Genomic DNA, 22,072 nt, shown 5'->3' with positions numbered 1-22,072 from the left:
GGCTTACTCTCCTGCCTCGGCTTCTGGCACAGGCGCGGGCTCTGGGTCAGACTCTTCGCTCTCGTAGCGACGCTGTACCTTGCGCAGTTGTTCTTCCCACTCGGGCAGCATCGGCATATCGTCTCTGGAGGTGAGAAAGCCGGCATTGTTGCGATTTTCTATCAAGCGGTCGCGAACGTGGCGGTATTTCTCCGCCGTAGCGCCTATCAGCATTTCGTCATCGGGCACCACACTAGCGCGGATAAACACCATCAAATTGGTTTTGGCTTTATTGCTGGTCTGGCTTTTAAATAAATTGCCCAGAATAGGGATATCACCCAGTAGCGGCACTTTGCGCTCATAGGTGCGAATATCGTCTTGAATCAAACCGCCCAGTACCACAATCTCGCCCGAGGCAGCCATAATTTGCGTGTCAATCTTGCGCTGATTGGTCACCAGGCCGTCGTTAGAGGCGGCAGTATCGTCAACGCTGGAAATCTCTTGCGAGATATCCATCACCACGGTATCGCCATCGTTCACATGGGGGGTAACTTTGAGCAAAATACCCACATCTTTGCGCTCAACGGTATTGAACGGGTTAGTGGGGTTGCTGCTGCCACTGCTGGTGCTGGTGTAAGAACCAGTGACAAAGGGTACGTTTTTACCCACGGAGATTTCCGCTTCGTGGTTGTCGGTCGTAAGCAGGCTCGGTGTCGACAGAATATTGGTACTGCCGTTGGCTTTTAGCATTTTTAATACCGCCAGCATATCGGTGCTTTCGCCCAACTGGCCGAAACCAAACACCTGACCGGCAATGCCCGACAGACTTCCCGCTAAACCCAGCAGCGCGGCGTCGTCGTCACCAAAGGCGTTTTGCCCCAGATTACCAATATTGCCAATGCCATCATCACCACCGTTGGTGGAACTGCCAAAGCCTGCATCGTCGTCACGGTACATCCATTCGATGCCGAGTTCGGCCGCATCGCTGTCTTCTAGCTCGACAATAATCGCTTCCACCAGTACCTGCGCGCGGCGAATGTCTAAGCTTTCGACCAACACCATCAGGGATTGCAGTGTGTCGCCGTCGGCGGTGATGAGGATGGCGTTAGTGTCTTCATCGGCCTGTACGCTGGCACTCATTTGCGAGTTAGAACTCTTAGCGCCATCGGATTCTATTTTCTGCATATTCTGCAAAACGCCAGTTAAAACCTGAGCCACTTGCTCGGCCTTGGCGTACTTGAGATAAACCACGCGCACATTGGAATTGGTAATTTGCGGGCGATCGAGACGGCGAATTAACTCCTTGATGCGCTGACGTTGCATATCGTCGCCGTTGATTAAAACACCATTAATGCGGGTGTCGGCCACAACGGTCACCGGCGCGGAGGCGTTGCCGCGCTGGGCGTCGGGTTTTTCCAGCTGCTGAATCACCTTAACAATGGCTTCGGCTTGAGCGTAGCGTAGCTCTACCAGTTCAGTGCTGATTACTGCCGCTTTATCGATTTGTTTTACCACATCCATTAGGCGGTCGATATTGGCCCGGGTGTCGGTGACAATAATGGCGTTGCTTGGGTCGTAGGCGGAGATATGGCCGTGTTGGGGTACCAACGGGCGCAGCACCGGCAGCAGCTTGGCGGCACTGATGTTTTCCAACTGAATCACATGTGTCATGTAGGCGTCATTATCAGTGCCACTGTTGCCACTGTTGGCACTGGGTATAGGCAGCGAGCGGGCATCGCGGTTCGGTACAATACGCACTACCTTGCCGTTTTCCACTGCGGTAAAGCCGTGTACATCGAGAATGGATAAAAACAGACCGTAGAGTTCTTGCCGATTGACCGGTTTATCCGAGATCACCTTCACCTGGCCGCGCACTTTGGGGTCAATAATGATGGTTTTTTCGGTGGCCTCGGCAATAAACTTAATGACTTCCTGAATATCGGAGTCTTTAAAATTTACCATCCAGGTTTGCTCGTCGGCCTGCGCCATGGGCACTATGGCCAAAGCAATCGTAAACAACACGACTTGAATGCGGGAATAACACCTTCTCACTAAGAACCTCACTTAATCCAGCTCAACGTCAATGATCACTATGTCACCATTGCGCTCGACTTCGAGGCTGGCGGATGTGGTTTGACCTAAGTTGCGGTAAATTTCCATAATGCGACCGGGATTGTCCAGTGTGGTTCCATTCACCGCTGTGACGATATCGCCGTTCTCTAAACCCACCGCTTCGAATGCAGCGGGGTTGCGGCCGGGCCGCACTTTATAACCTTGAATTTGTCCATCACTGCCACGGTGAATGTTAAAAGCGACAACATCGGATAAATTTTGCCCTAATTGATCCACCGAGACACTGGTATCTTCGTCTTTGGCCGCGGGCGTATCCCGGCGCATGGGTCCGGAGACCTGTTCGCTCTGGTCTTCCGCGGTGCTGTCTTCCTCGTCGGCTCGACTACGGCTGGGGCTATCGGCCGGGGGGGTGTAGCGACGCGCTACCGTCTGGCCACCGGGCTGGTCTTTATACAGCCAGAGCGACTCGTATTGACCTTTGTTGTCGAGAATAACGCGCAAATCGAGCACTTTAGCGACTTTTACACCGCGCATATTCTTAATTTCATCACCTGGGCCGTAGGTTTGCTGGGTTTTTGCGTCGGCAATAATAGCGCGAGCGGCGCGGCTGTCACTGGAATTAATTACCCCTTGCAGCACCAGCGAAAGCTTAGTGTCTACGGCTTGATCCTCAATTTGCGGTTCAAGCGGCTCATTGGTGAGCGCGGGGTCCTCTTCAATGCCTTCGGTTTCGCCGCTAGAGCTGCCAAACACCGAGAGCTCGCGCAACCGGATAATATCAACAGCACTTTTACTATCACCAGCACTCGCGGCGGTTACGGTATTGGCTCCCACCTGGGCCGGCGCGATCTCCGGCTGAGGCGCAAGGGCCCAGAAAAATTGGGCGAGACTGTGTGCAAGCCACACAACAATCAGCAGCAAAACGAGGGCTTGCCAGCGCCTTAATGGGATTTTACCCAAAGCGTGACCAACGCGGCCAGCGAACTTGCCGAGGCGTTTGGAGTTGTCGGCGCCAGTATCTTGTAGGGAAAAGTTCTGCATTTTTATGATTTTCGTTGTGCCGAGCTAAGCTCTTCAGGTTCTTCAAATTTCATGCATCATATATCCTGAGCCGACCGATTGTACTGGAACCGCCCTGTAAAAGCGAAGCGATGCAGCGTTGGCGGCTAGGCTACGCAGCGATTGTGACAGTTTTTTTGCAGCTTTTATTCCCTGTTTGCATGAAATGGTGAGCAAAAACTGCATTAACTTAGCTCCAAATGCGTAAAATGCGCTTATAACTCACCGTTAAGCTGCTAATGCAACCCCATTTGATAAGAGAGGCTAGCGTGAAATCGCTACTATTATTTTTATCTCTATTGGCTTCGAACACAATGGCTGGGCAGCTTTGGCGCGGTGATTTTGAAACCGGCGACTTGTCCCAATGGCCCTATCTCACACACCCGCAAGGGATCAGCATCCAGTCTGATTGTGTCTACGAGGGCAATTACGCCGCCGACATCACCATTACTGGCGCCGAATCGTTTCTCTGGCACGGCAACCCCGACCTCAATCGTAGCGAGCTTCACTTTAAGCCGGCCGATACTCGCGAGGGTGCGGATGTGTTTCTGGGCTGGAGCTTTTTCTTGCCTCAGCCGTTATCAGTCGCCAAGCATGAATTCGGCTATTGGGAAGCGCAAGACTCATGGCAACAACAAATGCGCTTCAATATCCACGGCACTGCGCTTAGCTTTCAAGCCAGTGGCGCCGATTCGGCCTATTGGCATTTACCCGATGGGGCCAGTGCCGGCGTTTGGCACGATCTGGCGATGCATATCCACTTTTCCCTCGCCCCCAATCTAGGCCGGGTCACTATCTGGCACGACGGCATCAAAGTGTTTAACCAAACCATGCAAACCCGAGCCAATAAAACCGACGCTATGTTTACCCAAATAGGCCTGTTGCGCAGCCGCGAAGACTCGGCGGCCACCCTATTAATCGACAACGCGCGCCAGAGTGACAGTATCGAGAGTTTGTTGGCCGCTTTTGACCCCAATACTAAAGTAACCTGTTCGCCTTACAAAAAGTCAGTGCCATTAAATCATGACTGAATTGACCCATCACTTTTTAACCTCCATCGATCAGTGCCCAGCCCACCTGTGGGATGCACTAGCGGGCACAGACTACCCATTTAATCGACACGCATGGCTAACCGCCCTTGAGCACTCGGGGGCAACGACGGCCAATACTGGCTGGCAGCCCTACCATTTGTTGGTGGAGGAGGGCGGCACGCCGGCCCTGTTAATTCCCTCGTTTATTAAGGCGCATTCTTACGGCGAATATGTCTTCGACTGGGCCTGGGCCGATGCCTACCAGCATCAGGGTTTAGATTACTATCCCAAGCTTATTTCGGCGGTACCTTTCACCCCTTGTTATGGGCCGAGAATTCTAGGGCGCTGGCAGGAGCAGCACGTGCTGGACTATGCCATTACCACCATGAAGCGCGAATGCGAGCGGTGCGAATTATCTGGCTGGCACTGCCTTTTCCCCGATTCTGAACAAAGCACCGCCCTCGATTCGGCGAATTTAGCGCGGCGCACCGGCACGCAGTTTCACTGGCACAACCGACATTACCGCTCTTTCGATGATTTTGTCGCCACGTTTACCTCTCGCAAACGTAAAAACGTTCTAAAAGAACGCCGCCGGGTAGCCGAGCAGGGTTTTACCTTTAAAGTGCTAAGCGGACAGGCCCTGACCGAAGAGCACTGGCGATTCTTCTACCCGTTGTATCAACGTACTTATCTAAAACTCAGTGGCCACGCCGGCTATTTGGGGCAAGCATTTTTCACCCAACTCGGAACCAATATGGCCGAACATTGCGTGATGGTTATCGCCAGCCAAGCTGACAAGCCAGTGGCCGCTTCGCTGATGTTAAAAGACAGTGAAACGCTGTACGGCCGCTACTGGGGCTGTCTGGCGGAGTTCGATTTTTTGCACTTTGAAACCTGTTATTACCAGGGCATCGATTACGCCATTGCCGGGGGCTTGCAGCGCTTCGACGGCGGAGCTCAGGGCGAGCACAAGCTGGCGCGCGGCTTTGAACCGATAGCGACCGTGTCCCACCACTGGCTGCGCGACCAGCGTTTTCAGGCGGCGGTGGATGATTTCTTGCAGCAGGAAACTGCTATGGTGCAAGGCTACTATAACGATGCCAAGGAGCATTTACCGTTTAAACATGAACCCGCTTAAAGTCCTCAACCCCGTCAATATACTGACCCAGCTCGATCGTATCGACGCCGAGCCGCCCTCCCACAGCCTAGATCGTCCGGCAGCGCTGCGCCGGGTAATGGCGGTATTGGCCTGTGTCTGTGTTTGCCTACTGCTGGTTCACTACGGTAAATACTCGCGCAATCTACTGCTCATACTACACTGGCTGGGGGGCAATCTAGACCAAGACTATATTGGTGCACTTCGCGCCAGCGGCTGGTTTGAGCTGGCCGGTTACGCCTGGTGGAGCGCCGTACACCTCGTAGGGTATGTACTTATACCCGTTCTGGTGATTCGTGTAGTACTCAAGCAACGAGCGCTGGATATGGGTTGGCGCTGGGGAGAAACCCACACTCACTGGCTGGGTTATGTGCTATTGGTCAGCCCCATTTTGTTTTTTGTCTACATGGTGAGCCTGGGGCAAGACTTCGTTCACCACTACCCGTTTTACGATAAAGCCTCGCGCAGCTGGGTGGATTTAATCGCTTGGGAGTGCTTGTATATCGCCCAATTTATATTTCTCGAGTTTTTCTTTCGCGGTTTTATCCTAAATGCGCTGCGCCCCGCCATGGGGGCCAACGCTATTTGGGTTATGTGTGTACCCTATTTAATGATCCACTTTCCCAAGCTTTGGTTAGAGGCCACAGGCGCAATTTTGTTTGGCCTGTTCTTGGGGGTACTGGCGCTGCGCTCGCGCTCCATATGGGGCGGTGTTGCGGTCCATGTAACCATTGCATTGGCGATGGATTTTGCCGCCCTAGGACGCAAATCCGGCATACCTGATATCTGGTGGCCTTTTTAACTGGGTTTTCGTGGCCGCGTAATCAGAGTAAAATCACACCTTTACTAAAATTGACGACAGATAAGAGACTGGCATGGGCAGAGCTTTCCAAAACCGTAAAGAATCCATGGCGAAAACCGCCGCCGCGAAAACCAAGGTCTACAGCAAGTACGGCCGCGAGATCTACGTGTGCGCCAAACAAGGCGGCAGTGACCCGTCGGGTAACCTAACATTGCGCAGCCTAATGGATCGGGCCAAAAAAGACCAAGTGCCTAGCCATGTGATTGAAAAAGCGCTGGACAAGGCCAATGGTGGCGCCGGTGAAGACTTCTCCACCGCCCGTTACGAAGGCTTCGGCCCTGGCAATGTTATGGTGATCGTCGACTGTTTAACCGACAACCCAAACCGCACCATCGGCGATGTTCGTACCTGCTTTAACAAAACCAAAAGCAAGCTGGGTACCTCAGGCACCGTCAGCCATATGTTCGACCACAGCGCTATTTTTGTGTTCGATGGCGACGACGAGGAGCAGGTACTGGAAGCGCTGATGATGGCGGATGTAGACGTCACCGATATCGAGGCAGATGAAGGCAAAATCACCGTCTTTGCCCCCAATACCGAATACGGCAAGGCGCGCAATGCCCTGACCGAGGCCTTTGAAGGCGTTGATTTCGATGTGGATGAAATCCAGTTTGTGCCACAAACCATGACCGAAATCAGCGGTGACGAAGCCGAAATGATGGAAAAATTTCTGGATATGCTCAACGATGTAGACGACGTTCAACGGGTTTATCACAACGCCGAAATGTCGTAATACAGCAATAATCAGGTGTTCCGGTTTTAGCTTAATGCGGAACACCTGGTATTTTTTTAACGGGCAACTTCAAGGATCGAATAATGCAAATACTCAACGGATTTCTACTGGCTTTATTACTCTCGCTGCCGGCTTACGGTGAAATTTACAAGTGGGTGGATGAGCAGGGTAAAACCCATTACAGCGATAGCAAACCAGACCACATTCAAGCCGAATCCGTCACGCCTAAGGTTAACTCTTACCAGCATCAAGCCGTACCTGAATCGGTCTATGGGCAACAAGAGATCAAATTAAACCTGCCGAAAAAAATTGTTATGTATGCCACCAGCTGGTGCGGCTACTGCAAAAAAGCGCGGCGCTATTTTGCAGACAACAATATCGATTATGTTGAACGCGATATCGAAACCTCCGAACAAGCCAAACGCGAGTACGATAAATTACAGGGGAAAGGGGTGCCCGTACTGCGTATTGGGGATACCACCATGCGCGGCTGGAGTGTTTCTAAATTTGAAAAGATATACCGCCCTTAAAGCGCTCTAAAATTATTTATTACTAACGCACGATTCCAGTAGTCGTGGCCAGCTGTTTACTGTGCATTACATTTCTTTATTTTTTGTGCCAACAAACCGACATAAACCTTTTACTCCCACCTGTAACATAGCGCTTTCACAATAGTCTATTAATAACTAATAACCTTTGGAGATCGTATATGTTGAGTTTTACCCGTTTAGCCTGTGCCAGCTTATTACTATGGTTTAGTGCCGGGGTTCTGGCGGTTGATGCCGAGCCGTTTACCAAAGAGCGCTTTGATTCATTGCAAGCAGAGGGCACACCCATTTTGGTCGATATCTACGCGACCTGGTGCCCCACCTGCGCCAAACAGCGAAAGTTATTAGAGGCCTATCAAACGCAAAATCCAGACACTGACTTGGTGATTTTAGAAGTCGACTTCGATGATCAAAAACAGTGGGTCACACACTTTAAAGCGCCGCGCCAATCAACCTTGGTATTATTCAATAATGGCGAACAAGTCTGGTTCAGCGTGGCTGAGACGCGCGAAGAAAAACTCTATGCAGCTTTGAACAAAGTGACCGAGACGGCCGAATGACTCTCGAATTAACCGCACTACCGCTGGCCTTTTTAGCCGGTGTGTTGGGTGTATTATCGCCCTGTGTTTGGCCGCTTGTACCAATTGTGATGGGGTCGGCGGCCAGCAATAATCGCTTTGGCCCCTATGCTTTGGCCTTGGGGCTAAGCCTCTCGTTTGCGCTGGCAGGAACCCTGCTGAGCTTTGTGCTGGTCAATCTTGGGCTAGACCCGGAGTTGTTCCGTTACTTTGCCGCCGTGCTACTGCTGTTAGTGGGCTTAATACTATTGATTAAACCGCTAAACGATTGGCTGAGCTTGCGTTTATCCATGCTCAGCAGCCGTTTTAATAGCCTCGCGGATAATCAGTGGGGCGGGCAGTTTGGGGTCGGTTTTTTGCTCGGTATTGTCTGGCTGCCCTGCGTAGGGCCAACGCTGGGGGCGGCGATTGCACTGGCCTCTCAGGGCCAACAAATGTTGTCGGCTTTTATTATTATGCTCGCCTTCGGCGTAGGCACGGCTTTGGTATTACTGATAGCCGGGTTGCTATCGGGCAAAGCACTGAAAAAAATCACCGGCGGTATGGCCAGTAGTGCAGGCTTTGGCAAGATCTTGCTCGGTGCTATTTTGGTTTTATTAGGCGTGTTGACGTTAACCGGATTAGATAAACAGCTGGAAACCTGGGCCCTGATTTGGCTGCCCGAATGGGCAACCAGTTTATAAAACCGCAGGCCTTTTAACTTGCCAGTGATAGACCAAAGCCCAATGGTACTTGCCATTGGGCTTTTCGTTTTGTTTGGTCAAGACTCGCGCGATCTTCAAATCTCCGCTACTATTCGCTGCACTTAACCCAGTGCGGTGAATGGATTCACTCTTAATGACAGTATATTTATGAACCTGCCTGCTTGCCCTCAGTGTCAATCGCAATTCAGCTATCAAGATCAGCATATGATGATATGCCCAGAATGTGGCTTTGAATGGAACCCAACGGCACCTGATGATCTGGATGTCTTTACGGTGCAAGATGCCAATGGCAACGCACTGACCGAAGGCGATAGCGTGACGTGTGTAAAAGATTTAAAAGTAAAAGGCAGTTCACAGCCGATTAAAATCGGCACCAAAGCACGTATAAAACGCATTCGAGATACAAAAGATCATCAGCTGGACTGTAAGGTGGACGGCGCAGGCGAAATGTTTATCACCGCCAAATTTGTTAAAAAGGCCTGATAGGAGGTTGTAATGCCGCGTACGGTTATCTTTGGTAACTCGGGCTCAGGTAAATCCACCCTAGCGCAAAAAATTGCCATGCAATCGAGTTACGCTCACCTGGACCTTGATACCATTGCATGGCAACCGAATGCTGATAGCCCGCAAAGGCGTGATCTTGACCAGAGCGCCAAGGATATACACGCTTTTGTCCGTTCTTATACACACTGGGTGATCGAGGGTTGTTATTCGGATTTACTGGATATTGCCATGCAAGCTGCCGACGATATTATTTTCTTAAACCCAGGCACTGAAACGTGTATTGCCAATGCTAAAAAACGCCCTTGGGAGCCTCACAAATACAGCAGCCCCGCTGCGCAAAATGCTAACCTTGCCATGCTTATTGATTGGATAAAGAATTATAGCCAACGAACAGATGTGTTTTCTTATCGCGCCCACCGCGCCTTGTTTACAACGTTTGCCGGCAGAAAGCGCGAGATTTTATCTTTCTCATACGATTAAAATTTAAGGCTTAAATCGATCCGCCAAAAAATCAAACACCGACTTAACCCGGCGCGTATGCCTTAACTCTCGGTGCGATACCAACCACACGGCGCCCACATAGGGCTGAAAATCGTCGCAAGCTCGGACAACGCCCGGCTCAGCATCACCAATATCACTCATCATAATACCCACACCCATACCGGCCTTAACCAGTTCCCAGTGCACAATATGATTGGCGGTAATCAAACAAAAGTTGTCGATACTGACTTTTAATCCACGTGAATTGAACTCTTTAATAAGCTCAGTATTATCTTCAAAGCCGATAAAAGCGCAACTGGCTAAATCGGTTAGACGATTACCGGCACAATGTTGATGTAGATAATCGGGTGTTGCGTATAAATACGCCTCAAAATCTTTTAAACGACGGGCGATTAAATCAGGCTGAGTGGGCTCAGCCACTCGCAGCGCAATGTCCGCTTCGCGACGACGCAAATCACTGAGTGTATTGGTGGCCAGCAGCTCTACCGTGATTTTGGGGTAAGCCTGGCGTAAATCACACAGAATAGGAGGCAGTGAATACGCTGCCATTGAGTCGGTGGCCGACACACAAACGCGCCCTTCAACAGCTTCACTCTGGCCTGCCGCCTGCAGCGACAACTGGTTGGCGGCATCCGCCATACTGCGCACATGTGCCAATAAACTCGACCCGGTAGGGGTTAGCTCCAATCCTCGCCCATAGCGTTCAAACAGAGCCACCTCCAGCTCGCGCTCAAGTGCGGCTACTTGCCGACCCAATGTGGGTTGAGCCACCCCTAAGACTCTTGCCGCGGCCGATAGTGATCCCTCTTGAGCTGTGACTAAAAACGCCCGAGCATGATTCCAGTCAAAATTAACACTGCGCCAATCCATGTAACCTCAATGCTTCTGAGCTTTTGCGGGTGGGCGACTTAGACCAACCCATGCATATTTGTTTATCTGTTAGGCAATAATACGCAATTCCTATTCATTTTTGTATCTATATACTAACCCATCACTTTTTGCCCTAAAGCACCCTAGACAGAGACCACCTTAGTGAATGTTGTATGGAGAGCATTATGAACAGCGCGTCTTTTTGGGATCGTTCCGCCGCTAAGTATGCCAAGGCCCCAATCCCTAATGAGCAGGTTTATGAACAAAAACTCGTTAAAACCCGAGAGTATTTAAACCCTCACAGTAAAGTTCTAGAGCTCGGTTGCGGCACAGGTACAACCGCACTTAACCACGCGCCTTACGCCAATCACATCGATGCCTGGGATATCTCGCCCAAAATGCTGGAGATAGCCCGGCGCAAACAAGTGCAGCAACATATTTCCAACGTAAGTTTTCACTGCGGAGAGGCCAATTCGATTGCGTTACCCGAGCAAGAATATGACCTGGCCATGGCACACAGCGTGTTGCATTTGATTGAAGACAAAGAAGCAAACTTACGCGCTATGTATGCCTCACTTAAACCCGGTGGAGTATTGGTTAGCAGTACCGCCTGTCTCGGTAACAAAATGAACTGGCTTAAACTCATTGCCAAACCAATGAAATGGCTGGGTTTTTGGCCCAGCGTGTACTTTTTTACCTCAACTCAGTTAGAAGCCGCTATAACACGAGCAGGGTTTACGATTGAGTACTCTTGGTTGCCGCCCAAAGCTATCGCTCATTTCTTTATAGCGCGTAAGCCACATTAAATGTTTGGATTTTGATCGTCACTGCAATCTTAGCTCGGCACAACAACACCTTGATTGGCATAAGCGAACACCTGGCCACCATGCTGTTTGGCAAAAGCCTGTGCTTCTGTCAAGGATGAAAACCAATGATTGGGATAACCCAGCTGAGCAAAAGAGGTCTGTTCAAAACCGCGAATCTGGTCGGGCTGGTTAATGATCGCCTGACGATATTGAGCCCAACTGGTGTAATTCGCTTCAAGGGCTAATAATTGCAAGATATGTTTGCGCTGTATCAAATGCGATTGGCTTCGCAGCGCTGGCAGACTGAGTCCCCTAAAAACTTCTTGATGCAGCAATCGACGCAGTATTGGCAAGGAACTTGAATAGGATTTTGACTGTGCCGTGCGATGCAACTTTTTAGCGTCTCGCAAGACGGAGTCAATAATCGATGCGCTTGTGTCAGACAGTTGAGATGGTATATGCATATCGCCTCCAAAGTAGACCCGCTCGCTTGAGGCCAGAGATGATATACAAGCTAGGCTTGTCGAATGTGTGGTTGAATTGGTGAGTTCACTTTTGCGAGGTGGGCGCCCAATAAGCCCTAAGCAAATTATCCGACTCTTTATTCGTGCTGTCAACCATAAGCAATTAACGAGCATCGTTACTCACTTCTTTGTATTAGTAACGACCTCACTTAACCGTTAAGTATCTGTCTTAAATTTTTGCAAACCTTACAAAACATTTGCAGCAACAGGAACAATTGATGAAACACGTATTAGTAACAGCCTTAATAACCGCAAGTGGAATAATAGCTCCACACACACAAGCAGAGGCTGACTGGGCATCAGTGGTATGGCAAAACGATGTATTTGTAAATGTTGATGGCGGTGGCTACACCAATGGGTTGTTTTTATCATGGTACGACTTAACCACTGAAGGTGAGGGCTATCGTCAGCCGTGGCTAACGAAATCGTTAAGCTGGATGCTTGATCAAAACTCAGATGCACTCAACTTTAGCGAACAAACCATTGGCCAGGCAATGGTAACGCCTTTGGATATTAGCCAAGAAGTTCCCGACCCCAACGACGTGCCCTATGCCGGGCTGCTATTTTACCGAGCAAGTCATGCCATTGTAGAAGAAAACTTTGCCGATTTAGTCAGTGTTACGGTAGGTATGGTTGGTCCCGCCTCTATGGCTGAAGAATCACAAAAGTTCGTACACAAAATTACCGGCTCTACCGAACCCAAGGGCTGGGATTATCAATTAAAAAATGAGCCGATCTTTGCTTTTAGCCGAACGGCCGTATGGCGCTATGAACTGGCCCACTATATGGACACGGTAATAATGGCTCAAGGAGAGCTTGGCACCATGCAAAGTGCCGTCGGCGGCGGAGCATTATTGCGCTTAGGTACACGACTCGACAAAAGCTTCCCGTCAACGGCCCTGCACCGAGGTGAAATTAGTGCACCGGCTTCTATTGACGGAGGCTGGTATGTTTACGCTGGATTCGAAGCGGATTATGTCTTTAATAACATCCTGGTAGATGGTAATACGTATCGAAATAGCCCGGATGGGGACTTAAAACATGAACAGCTAATGGCCACTGCGGGTATCAGTTATGGTTGGGAGGATATCAGCTTGACTCTATCTTTTCGCTCCGGCGACTCGGTGGATAAAGCCGATACGTCACGGGATGAATTTGGTGCTTTAACCTTGGCATGGCGATTATAACTTACCCGCTCAACCACAATAGCCATTACCTGTGGTGATGGCTATCAATAAGCGCTAAAATGCTTTTGATTTTATGCAATAAATAGTACCTTTTGGTTGACCACAACAAAAATTGGAATGGATATTAGGAACATACCAACTGCCACCCCTCGGTGGTGACCTCGATCATTGTACAAGCGTCGTCGTATTACGATTTTAGTATTAGCGAATAGGTATATAAAAATTGGAAAAAATCTGCCCGGCGCCATAGGCTAAGCCGCGTATAGCGCCACCAGTGTATAATGGCAGTCACCTTATTCTCTTATCTCTAGGCCGAGTACCGGCTCTTATGATTATCACCCTGCTTACTCACGCCACCGAACTACACAAACCCAGCAATACCGGCGTTATTACCCATCGGCGCCTGTCGAACTTCCCGGAGGCTCAGTGCCATCGCGTCATCTGGCAACGAAAACAACCAGACCCTGCGCTTTTGCAACGCCTCGGTGCTCTATCTAGTGGCTTACTCTATCCATCGCCTACTGCCATACCGCTTACCAATCACAGCGCTCTAGAATTACCAGAGCACCTTGTATTGATTGATAGCACCTGGCAACAAGCGCGCAAGATAGTTAACCACAGCCCATATTTACAATCACTGCCTGCCTACTCACTGAACACAGACACACCTTCGCGCTTTACCTTACGACGCAATCAGGTAGCAGGTGGGCTTTGTACGTTAGAGACTGTGACTGAGCTGGCAAGACTTCAGAAACTGCCTCAGTTAGCCGAAGCGCTAGAGCGCGATCTCGATCAGCTTTTGGCACAGGCTCACCACGGACGTTAACGCAGACGGCGCCAGTGCTCGCGTTCAACCAGCTTGCCATTGGCATAACGCTCGGTAAACCAGTCATCCCCTTGCAAACGGAACGTAAAAACGTAGATGGTACCGTCTTCTATGGGGTACGAAAGCAGTTGCGGAATCTCACTGTACTGATTGCCCTCAACACGGTATTGCCCAGTGCTCGCGGCCCAAAACTGTCCGTTTTTACGCGATACAAACGCAAAATCATTGCGATTTAATATTTTGCGTGAGGTGATAGCTTGCAGATCGTACTGTATCTCGCCATCGTCAGTTATTACCCAGCCATCCACTAACTGCCATGTACCGATTAAACTAGATTGTGAGTTTTCGGCAATTGCAGTCGATGCATTGAGTATAAAAATAAGGCTTAAAGCCCAAACAAAAGTTTTTTTCAGCATAGTTATTCCCAATATTTATATTATTCGATGATCAATGGCATCGTTTATCCGTTTGGGTATCACTATCAGGCGGTTGAATAAATTATTGTTTTAATAGAGAGCCGGTATTTTGGCACAGATATCAGCCGGCCACCATCATGATTAAAGGGTGTTTACACTTACTGACACTAACTAATTTTCCGTTGCTACTGTTTCGTTTCCGTTACCTTTTACCATTGCTTCTAAGCTCAGATAAACAGGGGTGGCCAGCGCAAGTGGTAATAAGTAAAAGACACACCTGTAAGCAAACAATCCTGCTAGAATTTGAGACTTATCAATTTTTGCAGCCAGCAACGCCACAAATACCGCCTCTAAAACACCCAAACCACCCGGAATATGAGTAACTGCGCCTGCCACGGCACTCACCAACAACACCGCAAACACCAGAAAGAACGATACCTGCTCATAAAAGAATAGATAGATAACGCTGGCCATCAAACACCAGTGACAACAGGCTAGTAACAGCTGAAAAGTGGCCACTTTAAAGCCAGGAATTGTGAGACTAACAGATTTAAATTTATATTCTTGCCCTTGCTTATAAGCACATAATAAAAAATAGCCCGCCACAACACATAAAAAACCTGCACCAATCCACTGTAAGGTTAAATTTGACACTTTCCAAGATTGGGGAACATCAATCTGACCTGACACAAATAACAATCCAGCAAGAAAAATATAACCAAACCAGTTAGTTGCTACGCTAATACCAATTATTTTGGTCACATCTTTGGCGCCCACACCAAAACGAGAGTACAACCTATATCGAAATGCCACACCGCCGACTAAAGAACTTAAGTTGAGATTAAATGCATAACTTAATATTGCTACAAGCCATGTCTTAGAGATCGATAATTTAATTTTGGTAAAATATCTACCAATTAAGTCATAACTTGCATAAACACTAAAACAAGCAATTGCGATAACACTCGCAAATGCAAATATATGTAAGGGGGTTTCCCGAAATGCAGTAAGTACTTTTTCCCATTCAATCGTCATGGCCTGTTTAATGATCAAATAGGCTATAAGAACAAAAAAACTATAGGTAACGACTTTTTTAATCATCGGCCAATATTTTTTTACTCCTGAAGAGGAAGCTATCGTTTTAACAGGTTTAGTAACTTGTTGTTCGATGCTCATAATTCAATTTCCTCTTTACTTAAATACTCCGTAGTATTCACCACGCGCTTTGCCCCTTTTGATTCAGGAAATTTTCGATCCAGCTCTGAATCTTTCGATCGACCATTGCCCGTATCGTGATCTCGTTTTAACTCTCTTATTAATGGTGTATGTGCCGGAAACAAACCCGATATAGTGGGAAACCAACGCAAAACATGAAAGGTAAAGAAGTCTTTAACCAGCCAGTACCAGCGTCTATGCTTAACCCAAGATTGCTCAATTGGAACACTTCTCGACACTAGGTTATCTATTTTTCTAGCTAATTCTTTATTGAACTCTTTACTTTTAACTAATATGTTTGCTTCAAGATTAAAAGCTAAACTGAGTGGATCAAGGTTACTGGAACCGATTGTGGACCAATGATCATCAACTACCGCGATTTTTGCATGCAGAGGTCTCTCGCGAAATTCATAGAGTTTAATTTTATTGCGCAATATTAAATCATATAACGCCCGTGCGACTGAAAGTGAAAATGGTATATCGGGATCACCCTGAATAACTAACCGAACATCCACGCCTCGCTGTTGAGCTTTTATTAACGCTCTTACAAATCGATAGCTTGGAAAAAAATACGCGTTAGCAATCCATATACGAGTTTTTGCTTGTGCGATAGCGGTTAAATATGCTTTTTCTATACGACGACGATTATGTCTATTATCTCGTGAGATAAAGCTAATTTTATGCCCTCTATCTTGCCGTTCAGGTGGCCAAACTTCTACTTCTTTCAATCGTTCATCGCGTGCATCTCGAACATAGCTTTTACACAACTGTCTTATTGACGCGATTATCGGCCCTTGCAGCTCTACAGCATAGTCTTGTTTAGCTCCTGGGCCTGATGTCACCATATGATCGTTGCAATAATTAATACCGCCTATCATTGCATACTTACCATCCACACAAACTAACTTTCGATGTAGGCGCCTAAATAATTTAGGCCGACCTTTATACCAACTAGGCTGTGGATCATAAATTTGAAACACCACACCGGCTGCTGTTAATTCCTCAATAAATTCAGGATCAAGGTAATGACTACCCCAACTATCAACCGTTAAACTTACCCATGCACCTCGTTTTCTTGCCAGTAAGATGGCACGTTTTATGGCTCGACCGATACGATCATTTTCCAAAATAAACGTTTCCAGAAAAACTTCGCACTTGGCGTGTTTTATACGCCTAATAAGCTGTGGGAAAAACTTTTCACCATTTTCCATAAGGTGAATACTGTTACCCTCTACAAAAGCCCCCTGCCTTTTAAAATAACCAAACATATTGCCCCCTTAAATTTTAATATTTGCCAGTAATGGCGTATGATCTGAAAGCTTATTCCAGGGAGCTTTGGGCATTGTAATAGGGTGGTGCTCCTGTACCGAACGTACGTAAATCCGGTCCAGCCTAAGCATAGGGAAAAAGGCAGGAAAGGTTTTCGGGGGCGCGCCTAAACCACTTATATACACCTCTTCAAATCCTGCTTCTGTACTCAGTATTTTCTGAGATTTCTGACGCCAATCGTTAAAATCACCAGCCACAATTACTGACTCTTCTTTCGGTATACGACTCACCAGTTCGTTAATTTGTGCCAGTTGAATCTGTCTGTCATTTTCTCTCAGACTTAAATGCACACAAATTGCGTGTAGACGCTTATTATCCGGTAAATCTATATGGCAGTGTAACAAGCCTCTTTCTTCGAGCTTACCTACCGTCGCATCGTAGTTTTCCCAATGTACAATCGAGTATTTACTCAACAATGCATTGCCATGATGACCTTGCTGATACACGGCATTGCGACCGTATGCATAACTAGGCCACAACGTATCCGCTAAAAATTCATATTGGGTTTCAGTTGGCCACTTACCACTGTGTCGTTTTGCCCAGTTATCGTGTTGGCCGATAACCTCTTGTAAAAAAACAAGGTCGGCAGACACTTCACGGGCCGCTTCGCGCAACTCATGCAATACAAAGCGTTGGTTAAAACTGGAAAACCCTTTGTGTATATTTACGGTCAGTACTTTTAGTTCTGTCACCTATCCGCCCCCTTGCAGTTTTTACATCACTATATGTAAAAAATAGATGAAAACTCACGGCAAGCCCCTATTTTTTAGTAAGAACGGTAACTAATGCAGAATCAGTGCCTACTATTCAGTGCAGCCTAGAAATCGCTGTTGGTACAGGCAAAAAAAAGCCACCCGAAGGTGGCTATATTCCATTAGTTTCAGCCATTTAGCCTTGCATCTGCTCCAACTCTAACCCCTTGGTCTCCTTGACCATGATCAGTACAAAAAGCACCGAAAGTGCTGCAAAAAACGCGTAAATACCATAAGCCGCAGACAAGCCAATACCCGCCAGCATAATAGGGAAACTCCAAGTCACTAAGAAGTTAGCCAACCACTGCGCCAGCCCTGCAACCGCAAGACCTGAGCCACGTATTTGATTGGGAAACATCTCACCCAACATAACCCACATAACCGGGCCCCACGACATATTAAACAAGAATACATAAATGTTAGCGCCGTACAGCGCCAATAAACCAGATTCTTGGGATAAGGCTAAATTGCCATTCACATCTACCGGAGCACCCCAAAAAGCGTACGCGACAATGGCTAAACTAATGGCCATCCCTGCAGAACCAAACCAAAGTAAGGGTTTGCGGCCGATTTTATCCACTAAAAAGAAGGTTATCAGACAGGCGATGATACTGATGCTACCGGATAATATATTGGTCTGTAGTGCTTCGCTTTCGCTAAAGCCCGCCGCTTCCCACAAGACAGCGCCGTAATAAAACACCACATTAATACCGACAAATTGCTGTAAGACGGCCAAACCAATGCCGATCCAAACTATCGGTCTTACTTTTCCCTTATCAATCAAATCAGAAAAACTGGGCTTGTGATCTGCAGATAGAGATTCGGCTATCTCCGTGTATTTAGCGCTGCCTTCAGTAGTACCGTATAGGCGTGATAATACCGCCTTGGCTTTTTGCTCTTTTCCCTTCGCCACCAAAAAGCGAGGGCTTTCTGGAATAGCCAATAGCGCGATAAAAAAGATTCCCGCTGGAATTAGCTCAACCCAAAACATCCAACGCCAGGTTTCATAACCACCCCAAAATTCAACGGTGGAACCGCCGGCATTTTCCGCTAAAAAATAGTTGGAGAAGAAGGACGCCGTTAAGCCCGAGATAATGGCAATTTGCTGAATTGATATCAGCATACCTCGGTAGCGTGCCGGCGCTACCTCGCTGATATAGGCCGGCGCCATCACTGACGCAGAACCTACAGCCATACCACCTAAAATTCGATAGATCACAAATTCAAAGCTTGTGGTCGCGATGCCGGAGCCCCAAGCCGAGACGATAAACAGCAAAGCCGCCACAATAAGTAGAGCTTTGCGACCGTATTTGTCCGCCAAGCGGCCAGCAAACAGAGCGCCTGCCGCACAACCGAGCAGCATTGACGACACACTAAAGCCTGTACCTGCCGAATTTGAGTCAAAGGCCAGCTGTAAGCCTTTCACTGTGCCATTAATAACGCCGCTATCGTAGCCGAACAAAAACCCACCTATGGTGGCGATACAGCTAATAAAGACTATGAATCCGGTACTGTTACGATTACTAGTAGAGGTGTGGCTCATGTTTTTACCTTATTATTGATATAGTGATTTTAAGAATAAAGGTAAACAGGGGTCAGTAACAAGAGGGAATTTTCTCGGGTTAATACGTTATATACAGGAGTAAGGAAGACGGTTTGAATAAGGTACTATGAACTGAATACAAATCGACGGCTCAAGATAAAATTACTCAAGCCTACGGTGGCCATGGATGCAACTTTTGCCAGTAAAGGTATGGCGGACACTGCCAACACCAGTTGTAAAACACCCGTACCTAAGGTCAAACTGAACAGAAAAATAAGCAGATATTTCTGGGCCGAGCGACGCTCGATGGAACGGTTGCATTGAAAAGTAAAGCAATGATGCAAAACAAAACCCAGTGAATAGCCCAACATCAAACCGGCAACGTTTGCCCATTCATAAGCGGCACCCAACGCGACTAACGAAAAGAATAGTGTTAAATCAGCACAGCTGAGCACTGAACCGGTAATGATGAAACGAGCTAATTGTGGCCCCCAATGGCCCAAGGGATTTGTCATGATCTTCAACTTTAACCGCAATGCATGACAAGACGATGACATTGGCATGCCGGGTGGTACATGTCTCGGATTTAAGGGAAGTTGAATTGTCAGGGGGCAGCGAGGGATACACGAAATAGGAGCGCTGGCATTCCTTCGCCAGATTTAACACAATCGCTTAACGCGCTTTAAACTCACGTATTAGCTTATTGAAGCTTTCGGCGTAATCTTCAAGCTCTTTGATCGCCGCCTTTTGTTGACTACGCGACATACCCGAACAGCCTAGATACTCTTGCATGGCTTTTACGTAAGCCTTTACCTCATTATTGGCTTTGACCATTTGTGCGGTTACGGCGGTGGCCGGGTCTGGAAATTCACCTGGCTTTGCCGGCTCGCTACAAGCCCACGAAACAGCCGGGGCAGTCATTACTAGCGTCAGTAAACAAGTAGTTAGTGTTTTCTTCATTTTCCGCTCTCTATTTTTCGCGTTTATACTTATATCTTAAACCTTCCAACCATTTCTGACATCTGTTTTGCCATTTTGGCGAGGTTTACACTGTTTGAAGTAATACGACCCGAGCTCTCTGCAGTACTTTGAGCAACACCCGATACACTGTCAATGTTCATCTCAATTTGCTGTGTAGCGGCAGACTGCTGCTCTGAGGCCGCAGCTATTTGGTTAGTACGGTCGCGGATTTCACCCACGTAGTTGGTAATTTCTTCCAGTGCGTCGGTTGCCTCACCGGCCTTAGTCACCGAGGCATCCGCCTGGGTAGTGCCCGCTGTCATCATTTCTACCGCTTCCGCGGAACCGGTTTGCAAACGCTCGATCATCTCTTGAATTTCAGTGGTAGAGCTCTGGGTACGGGAAGCTAGGGTTCGCACCTCGTCGGCGACTACGGCAAAGCCTCGGCCCTGTTCACCGGCGCGCGCCGCCTCAATAGCCGCGTTAAGTGCCAGCAGGTTAGTTTGCTCGGCAATGCCGCGAATAACATCCAGAACAGTACCAATGGCCACGGTTTCTTGCCGCAACCGATCAATCACCTCAGAGGCGGTTTTAATATCCGCCGAGAGACTTTGGATCTGGTTCATGGTGCTTTCTACGGTTTGCTTACCACTCATGGCCACTTGATCGGCCTGATGAGAGTTTTCTGCCGTTTCAGCGACGCGTTGGGTCACATCGGCAACCACACCGGCCATTTCTTTAATGGCAGTTACAATTTGCTGAATATCTGCCTGCTGAGAGGTAATCGATCGCTCGTTCTCTTGCGACAAGTTAGACAGTATATTGGCACTTTCGTCGACTTCCTCGGCCGTTTCTGCCACGCTGGAGATAATATCGTGCAGTCGCTCGACAAACTTATTAAAGCAAACCGCCAGCTCACTGATTTCATCTGAGCCTTCTACCGGCAAGCGGCGCGTTAGATCACCTTCCCCTTCAGAAATGTCCCGCAGCGCACGAACAACATTGTTCACTGGCTTGATAATGCTGGCCTGTAGTAAAAACGCTAAACCTGCCGCAATAATGCTGATAACAATTACCACCACGGTAGCGTCAAATACCGAATCGGAAATAACCTCATCCAGTTCAGCTAAATCAACATGGAAAGATATAGTACCCACCGAGCTACCATCGGACTTAATGGCTTCGGTGACAATAATTGCGTTGTCCAGCTCAACGATACCCGGGCTATTAGGGCGCGAAGGCAGGCTAGTGGGCATTTGGTCGCCACCGGTGCCTGAGTACCAAGCGAAGGGTTTACCGTCGCTGTAAATTACCGCACCTAGCACGCGCTCGCTCGCTTTTAGTGCACCCAGCGAGGCGGTAACAGTCATATCGTCTTCAAACATAATGGCGCCAACACTGGCCTCACCGAGCACCTCGGCCAAAGAGCGCGAGTCTTCGACGATGGTTTCTTCCACCCGTGTGATACCAGAATTAACCGTAACGAAAGTCGTCACAATGACCGCAGCAATGCAGGTTAGGGTGACACTGAGTAGGATTTTCCACTTGAGAGATAAATTATTCACAGCGTCCTCTTTTATAGCTATTTGGTGCGTTTATCAGGCCCCACTAAAAAGTTATAGGGGAGAGATCACTGATTCACAACACCCGATTTGGGTTCTGTATATGTATTATAATGCGCCATTCCCGAATATCGAGCTCAATGACGCTTCTTAACTAAGTAATTTGCTATATTAATCCATTAGCCCTTGTCTATTCACTATATCAAGTCCCTGATGCCATCTATCTCACTTTATTGTAGACGTTAATAGCTATCGGCCTGTGGTGGGAAATCTTTAGGGACGCTGGACGCTGGACGCTGGACGCTGGACGCTGGACGCTGGACGCTGGACGCTGGACGCTGGACGCTGGACGCT

The 22,072-nt window shown here is 48.2% G+C and carries 24 protein-coding genes; 12 read left to right on the top strand and 12 right to left on the bottom strand.

Annotation, left to right across the window (positions count from 1 at the left end):
* Positions 1 to 3: 3 nt before the first annotated feature.
* Positions 4 to 2,001 (bottom strand): type II secretion system secretin GspD, encoded by a 1,998-nt coding sequence (gene gspD, locus Q4563_RS11070; protein ID WP_303604534.1) that lies wholly within the window; start codon positions 1,999 to 2,001, stop codon positions 4 to 6.
* 42 nt (positions 2,002 to 2,043) lie between these two features.
* The gene (gspC, locus tag Q4563_RS11065; RefSeq protein ID WP_215976592.1) at positions 2,044 to 3,093 is read right to left on the bottom strand and encodes a type II secretion system protein GspC; all 1,050 of its coding nucleotides are present in this window, start codon (positions 3,091 to 3,093) and stop codon (positions 2,044 to 2,046) included.
* Positions 3,094 to 3,380: 287 nt separating this feature from the next.
* Between gspC and Q4563_RS11060 the strand changes: the two genes are divergently transcribed.
* The 9 genes from Q4563_RS11060 (at position 3,381) to Q4563_RS11020 (ending at position 9,707) form a co-directional block, all read left to right on the top strand.
* A complete protein-coding gene (locus Q4563_RS11060; RefSeq protein WP_303604533.1) occupies positions 3,381 to 4,142 on the top strand; it encodes a polysaccharide lyase in 762 nt (253 codons plus the stop codon).
* Positions 4,135 to 5,280 (top strand): GNAT family N-acetyltransferase, encoded by a 1,146-nt coding sequence (locus Q4563_RS11055; protein WP_215976593.1) that lies wholly within the window; start codon positions 4,135 to 4,137, stop codon positions 5,278 to 5,280. Before Q4563_RS11060 ends, Q4563_RS11055 begins: the two co-directional genes overlap by 8 nt.
* Positions 5,267 to 6,100, top strand: a complete 834-nt coding sequence (locus Q4563_RS11050) for a CPBP family intramembrane glutamic endopeptidase (protein ID WP_303604532.1) — start codon at positions 5,267 to 5,269, stop codon at positions 6,098 to 6,100. The genes Q4563_RS11055 and Q4563_RS11050 overlap by 14 nt, the downstream gene beginning before the upstream one ends.
* 73 nt (positions 6,101 to 6,173) lie before the next feature.
* On the top strand, positions 6,174 to 6,893 hold the full coding sequence (locus Q4563_RS11045) for a YebC/PmpR family DNA-binding transcriptional regulator (protein WP_215976594.1): 720 nt from the start codon (positions 6,174 to 6,176) through the stop codon (positions 6,891 to 6,893).
* A gap of 83 nt (positions 6,894 to 6,976) precedes the next feature.
* Positions 6,977 to 7,423 carry a glutaredoxin family protein gene (locus Q4563_RS11040; RefSeq protein WP_215976595.1) on the top strand — a complete coding sequence of 149 codons (447 nt, stop codon included), beginning with the start codon at positions 6,977 to 6,979 and terminating at the stop codon, positions 7,421 to 7,423.
* Positions 7,424 to 7,602: 179 nt separating this feature from the next.
* Positions 7,603 to 8,001 (top strand): thioredoxin family protein, encoded by a 399-nt coding sequence (locus tag Q4563_RS11035; RefSeq protein WP_215976596.1) that lies wholly within the window; start codon positions 7,603 to 7,605, stop codon positions 7,999 to 8,001.
* On the top strand, positions 7,998 to 8,702 hold the full coding sequence (locus tag Q4563_RS11030) for a cytochrome c biogenesis CcdA family protein (RefSeq protein WP_303604531.1): 705 nt from the start codon (positions 7,998 to 8,000) through the stop codon (positions 8,700 to 8,702). Before Q4563_RS11035 ends, Q4563_RS11030 begins: the two co-directional genes overlap by 4 nt.
* 168 nt (positions 8,703 to 8,870) lie before the next feature.
* Positions 8,871 to 9,206, top strand: a complete 336-nt coding sequence (locus Q4563_RS11025; protein WP_215976598.1) for a zinc ribbon domain-containing protein YjdM — start codon at positions 8,871 to 8,873, stop codon at positions 9,204 to 9,206.
* Between the two features lie 12 nt (positions 9,207 to 9,218).
* Positions 9,219 to 9,707: an AAA family ATPase gene (locus tag Q4563_RS11020; protein WP_303604530.1), complete on the top strand. Its 489-nt coding sequence runs from the start codon at positions 9,219 to 9,221 to the stop codon at positions 9,705 to 9,707.
* Between the two features lie 3 nt (positions 9,708 to 9,710).
* Here the strand turns inward: Q4563_RS11020 and Q4563_RS11015 are convergent, their stop codons facing one another.
* A complete protein-coding gene (locus Q4563_RS11015; protein WP_303604529.1) occupies positions 9,711 to 10,598 on the bottom strand; it encodes a LysR family transcriptional regulator in 888 nt (295 codons plus the stop codon).
* A gap of 185 nt (positions 10,599 to 10,783) precedes the next feature.
* Between Q4563_RS11015 and Q4563_RS11010 the strand changes: the two genes are divergently transcribed.
* Positions 10,784 to 11,404 (top strand): class I SAM-dependent DNA methyltransferase, encoded by a 621-nt coding sequence (locus Q4563_RS11010; protein ID WP_215976601.1) that lies wholly within the window; start codon positions 10,784 to 10,786, stop codon positions 11,402 to 11,404.
* 29 nt (positions 11,405 to 11,433) lie between these two features.
* Here Q4563_RS11010 and Q4563_RS11005 read toward each other — a convergent pair whose 3' ends face one another.
* The gene (locus Q4563_RS11005; protein ID WP_303604528.1) at positions 11,434 to 11,868 is read right to left on the bottom strand and encodes a hypothetical protein; all 435 of its coding nucleotides are present in this window, start codon (positions 11,866 to 11,868) and stop codon (positions 11,434 to 11,436) included.
* Positions 11,869 to 12,146: 278 nt separating this feature from the next.
* On the opposite strand from Q4563_RS11005, the gene Q4563_RS11000 reads away from it, so the two are divergent.
* Both Q4563_RS11000 and Q4563_RS10995 read left to right on the top strand, forming a co-directional pair.
* Positions 12,147 to 13,115: a lipid A deacylase LpxR family protein gene (locus Q4563_RS11000; RefSeq protein ID WP_215976603.1), complete on the top strand. Its 969-nt coding sequence runs from the start codon at positions 12,147 to 12,149 to the stop codon at positions 13,113 to 13,115.
* Positions 13,116 to 13,443: 328 nt separating this feature from the next.
* Positions 13,444 to 13,941, top strand: a complete 498-nt coding sequence (locus tag Q4563_RS10995; RefSeq protein ID WP_303604527.1) for a tRNA-uridine aminocarboxypropyltransferase — start codon at positions 13,444 to 13,446, stop codon at positions 13,939 to 13,941.
* Here Q4563_RS10995 and Q4563_RS10990 read toward each other — a convergent pair.
* The 8 genes from Q4563_RS10990 to Q4563_RS10955 form a co-directional block, all read right to left on the bottom strand.
* Complete coding sequence (locus Q4563_RS10990; RefSeq protein ID WP_215976605.1) at positions 13,938 to 14,357, bottom strand: hypothetical protein; 420 nt, start codon at positions 14,355 to 14,357, stop codon at positions 13,938 to 13,940. The genes Q4563_RS10995 and Q4563_RS10990 overlap by 4 nt on opposite strands.
* 171 nt (positions 14,358 to 14,528) lie before the next feature.
* Positions 14,529 to 15,533, bottom strand: a complete 1,005-nt coding sequence (locus tag Q4563_RS10985) for a lysylphosphatidylglycerol synthase domain-containing protein (protein WP_215976606.1) — start codon at positions 15,531 to 15,533, stop codon at positions 14,529 to 14,531.
* Positions 15,530 to 16,840: a cardiolipin synthase ClsB gene (clsB, locus tag Q4563_RS10980; RefSeq protein WP_215976607.1), complete on the bottom strand. Its 1,311-nt coding sequence runs from the start codon at positions 16,838 to 16,840 to the stop codon at positions 15,530 to 15,532. Before clsB ends, Q4563_RS10985 begins: the two co-directional genes overlap by 4 nt.
* Positions 16,841 to 16,849: 9 nt before the next feature.
* Positions 16,850 to 17,593, bottom strand: coding sequence for an endonuclease/exonuclease/phosphatase family protein (locus Q4563_RS10975; protein ID WP_215976608.1), 744 nt, complete (start codon positions 17,591 to 17,593; stop codon positions 16,850 to 16,852).
* Positions 17,594 to 17,789: 196 nt separating this feature from the next.
* Positions 17,790 to 19,196 carry a sugar porter family MFS transporter gene (locus Q4563_RS10970; protein ID WP_303604526.1) on the bottom strand — a complete coding sequence of 469 codons (1,407 nt, stop codon included), beginning with the start codon at positions 19,194 to 19,196 and terminating at the stop codon, positions 17,790 to 17,792.
* A gap of 125 nt (positions 19,197 to 19,321) precedes the next feature.
* Complete coding sequence (locus Q4563_RS10965) at positions 19,322 to 19,711, bottom strand: GtrA family protein (RefSeq protein ID WP_215976610.1); 390 nt, start codon at positions 19,709 to 19,711, stop codon at positions 19,322 to 19,324.
* Between the two features lie 157 nt (positions 19,712 to 19,868).
* A complete protein-coding gene (locus Q4563_RS10960; protein ID WP_215976611.1) occupies positions 19,869 to 20,156 on the bottom strand; it encodes a hypothetical protein in 288 nt (95 codons plus the stop codon).
* Between the two features lie 29 nt (positions 20,157 to 20,185).
* Positions 20,186 to 21,721: a methyl-accepting chemotaxis protein gene (locus tag Q4563_RS10955; RefSeq protein ID WP_215976612.1), complete on the bottom strand. Its 1,536-nt coding sequence runs from the start codon at positions 21,719 to 21,721 to the stop codon at positions 20,186 to 20,188.
* Between the last annotated feature and the right edge of the window lie 351 nt (positions 21,722 to 22,072).

Source organism: Gilvimarinus sp. 1_MG-2023 (genome assembly GCF_030548285.1).
Note: the sequence above shows the minus strand (reverse complement) of the source record. Positions and strands in the feature narration are given on the sequence as shown.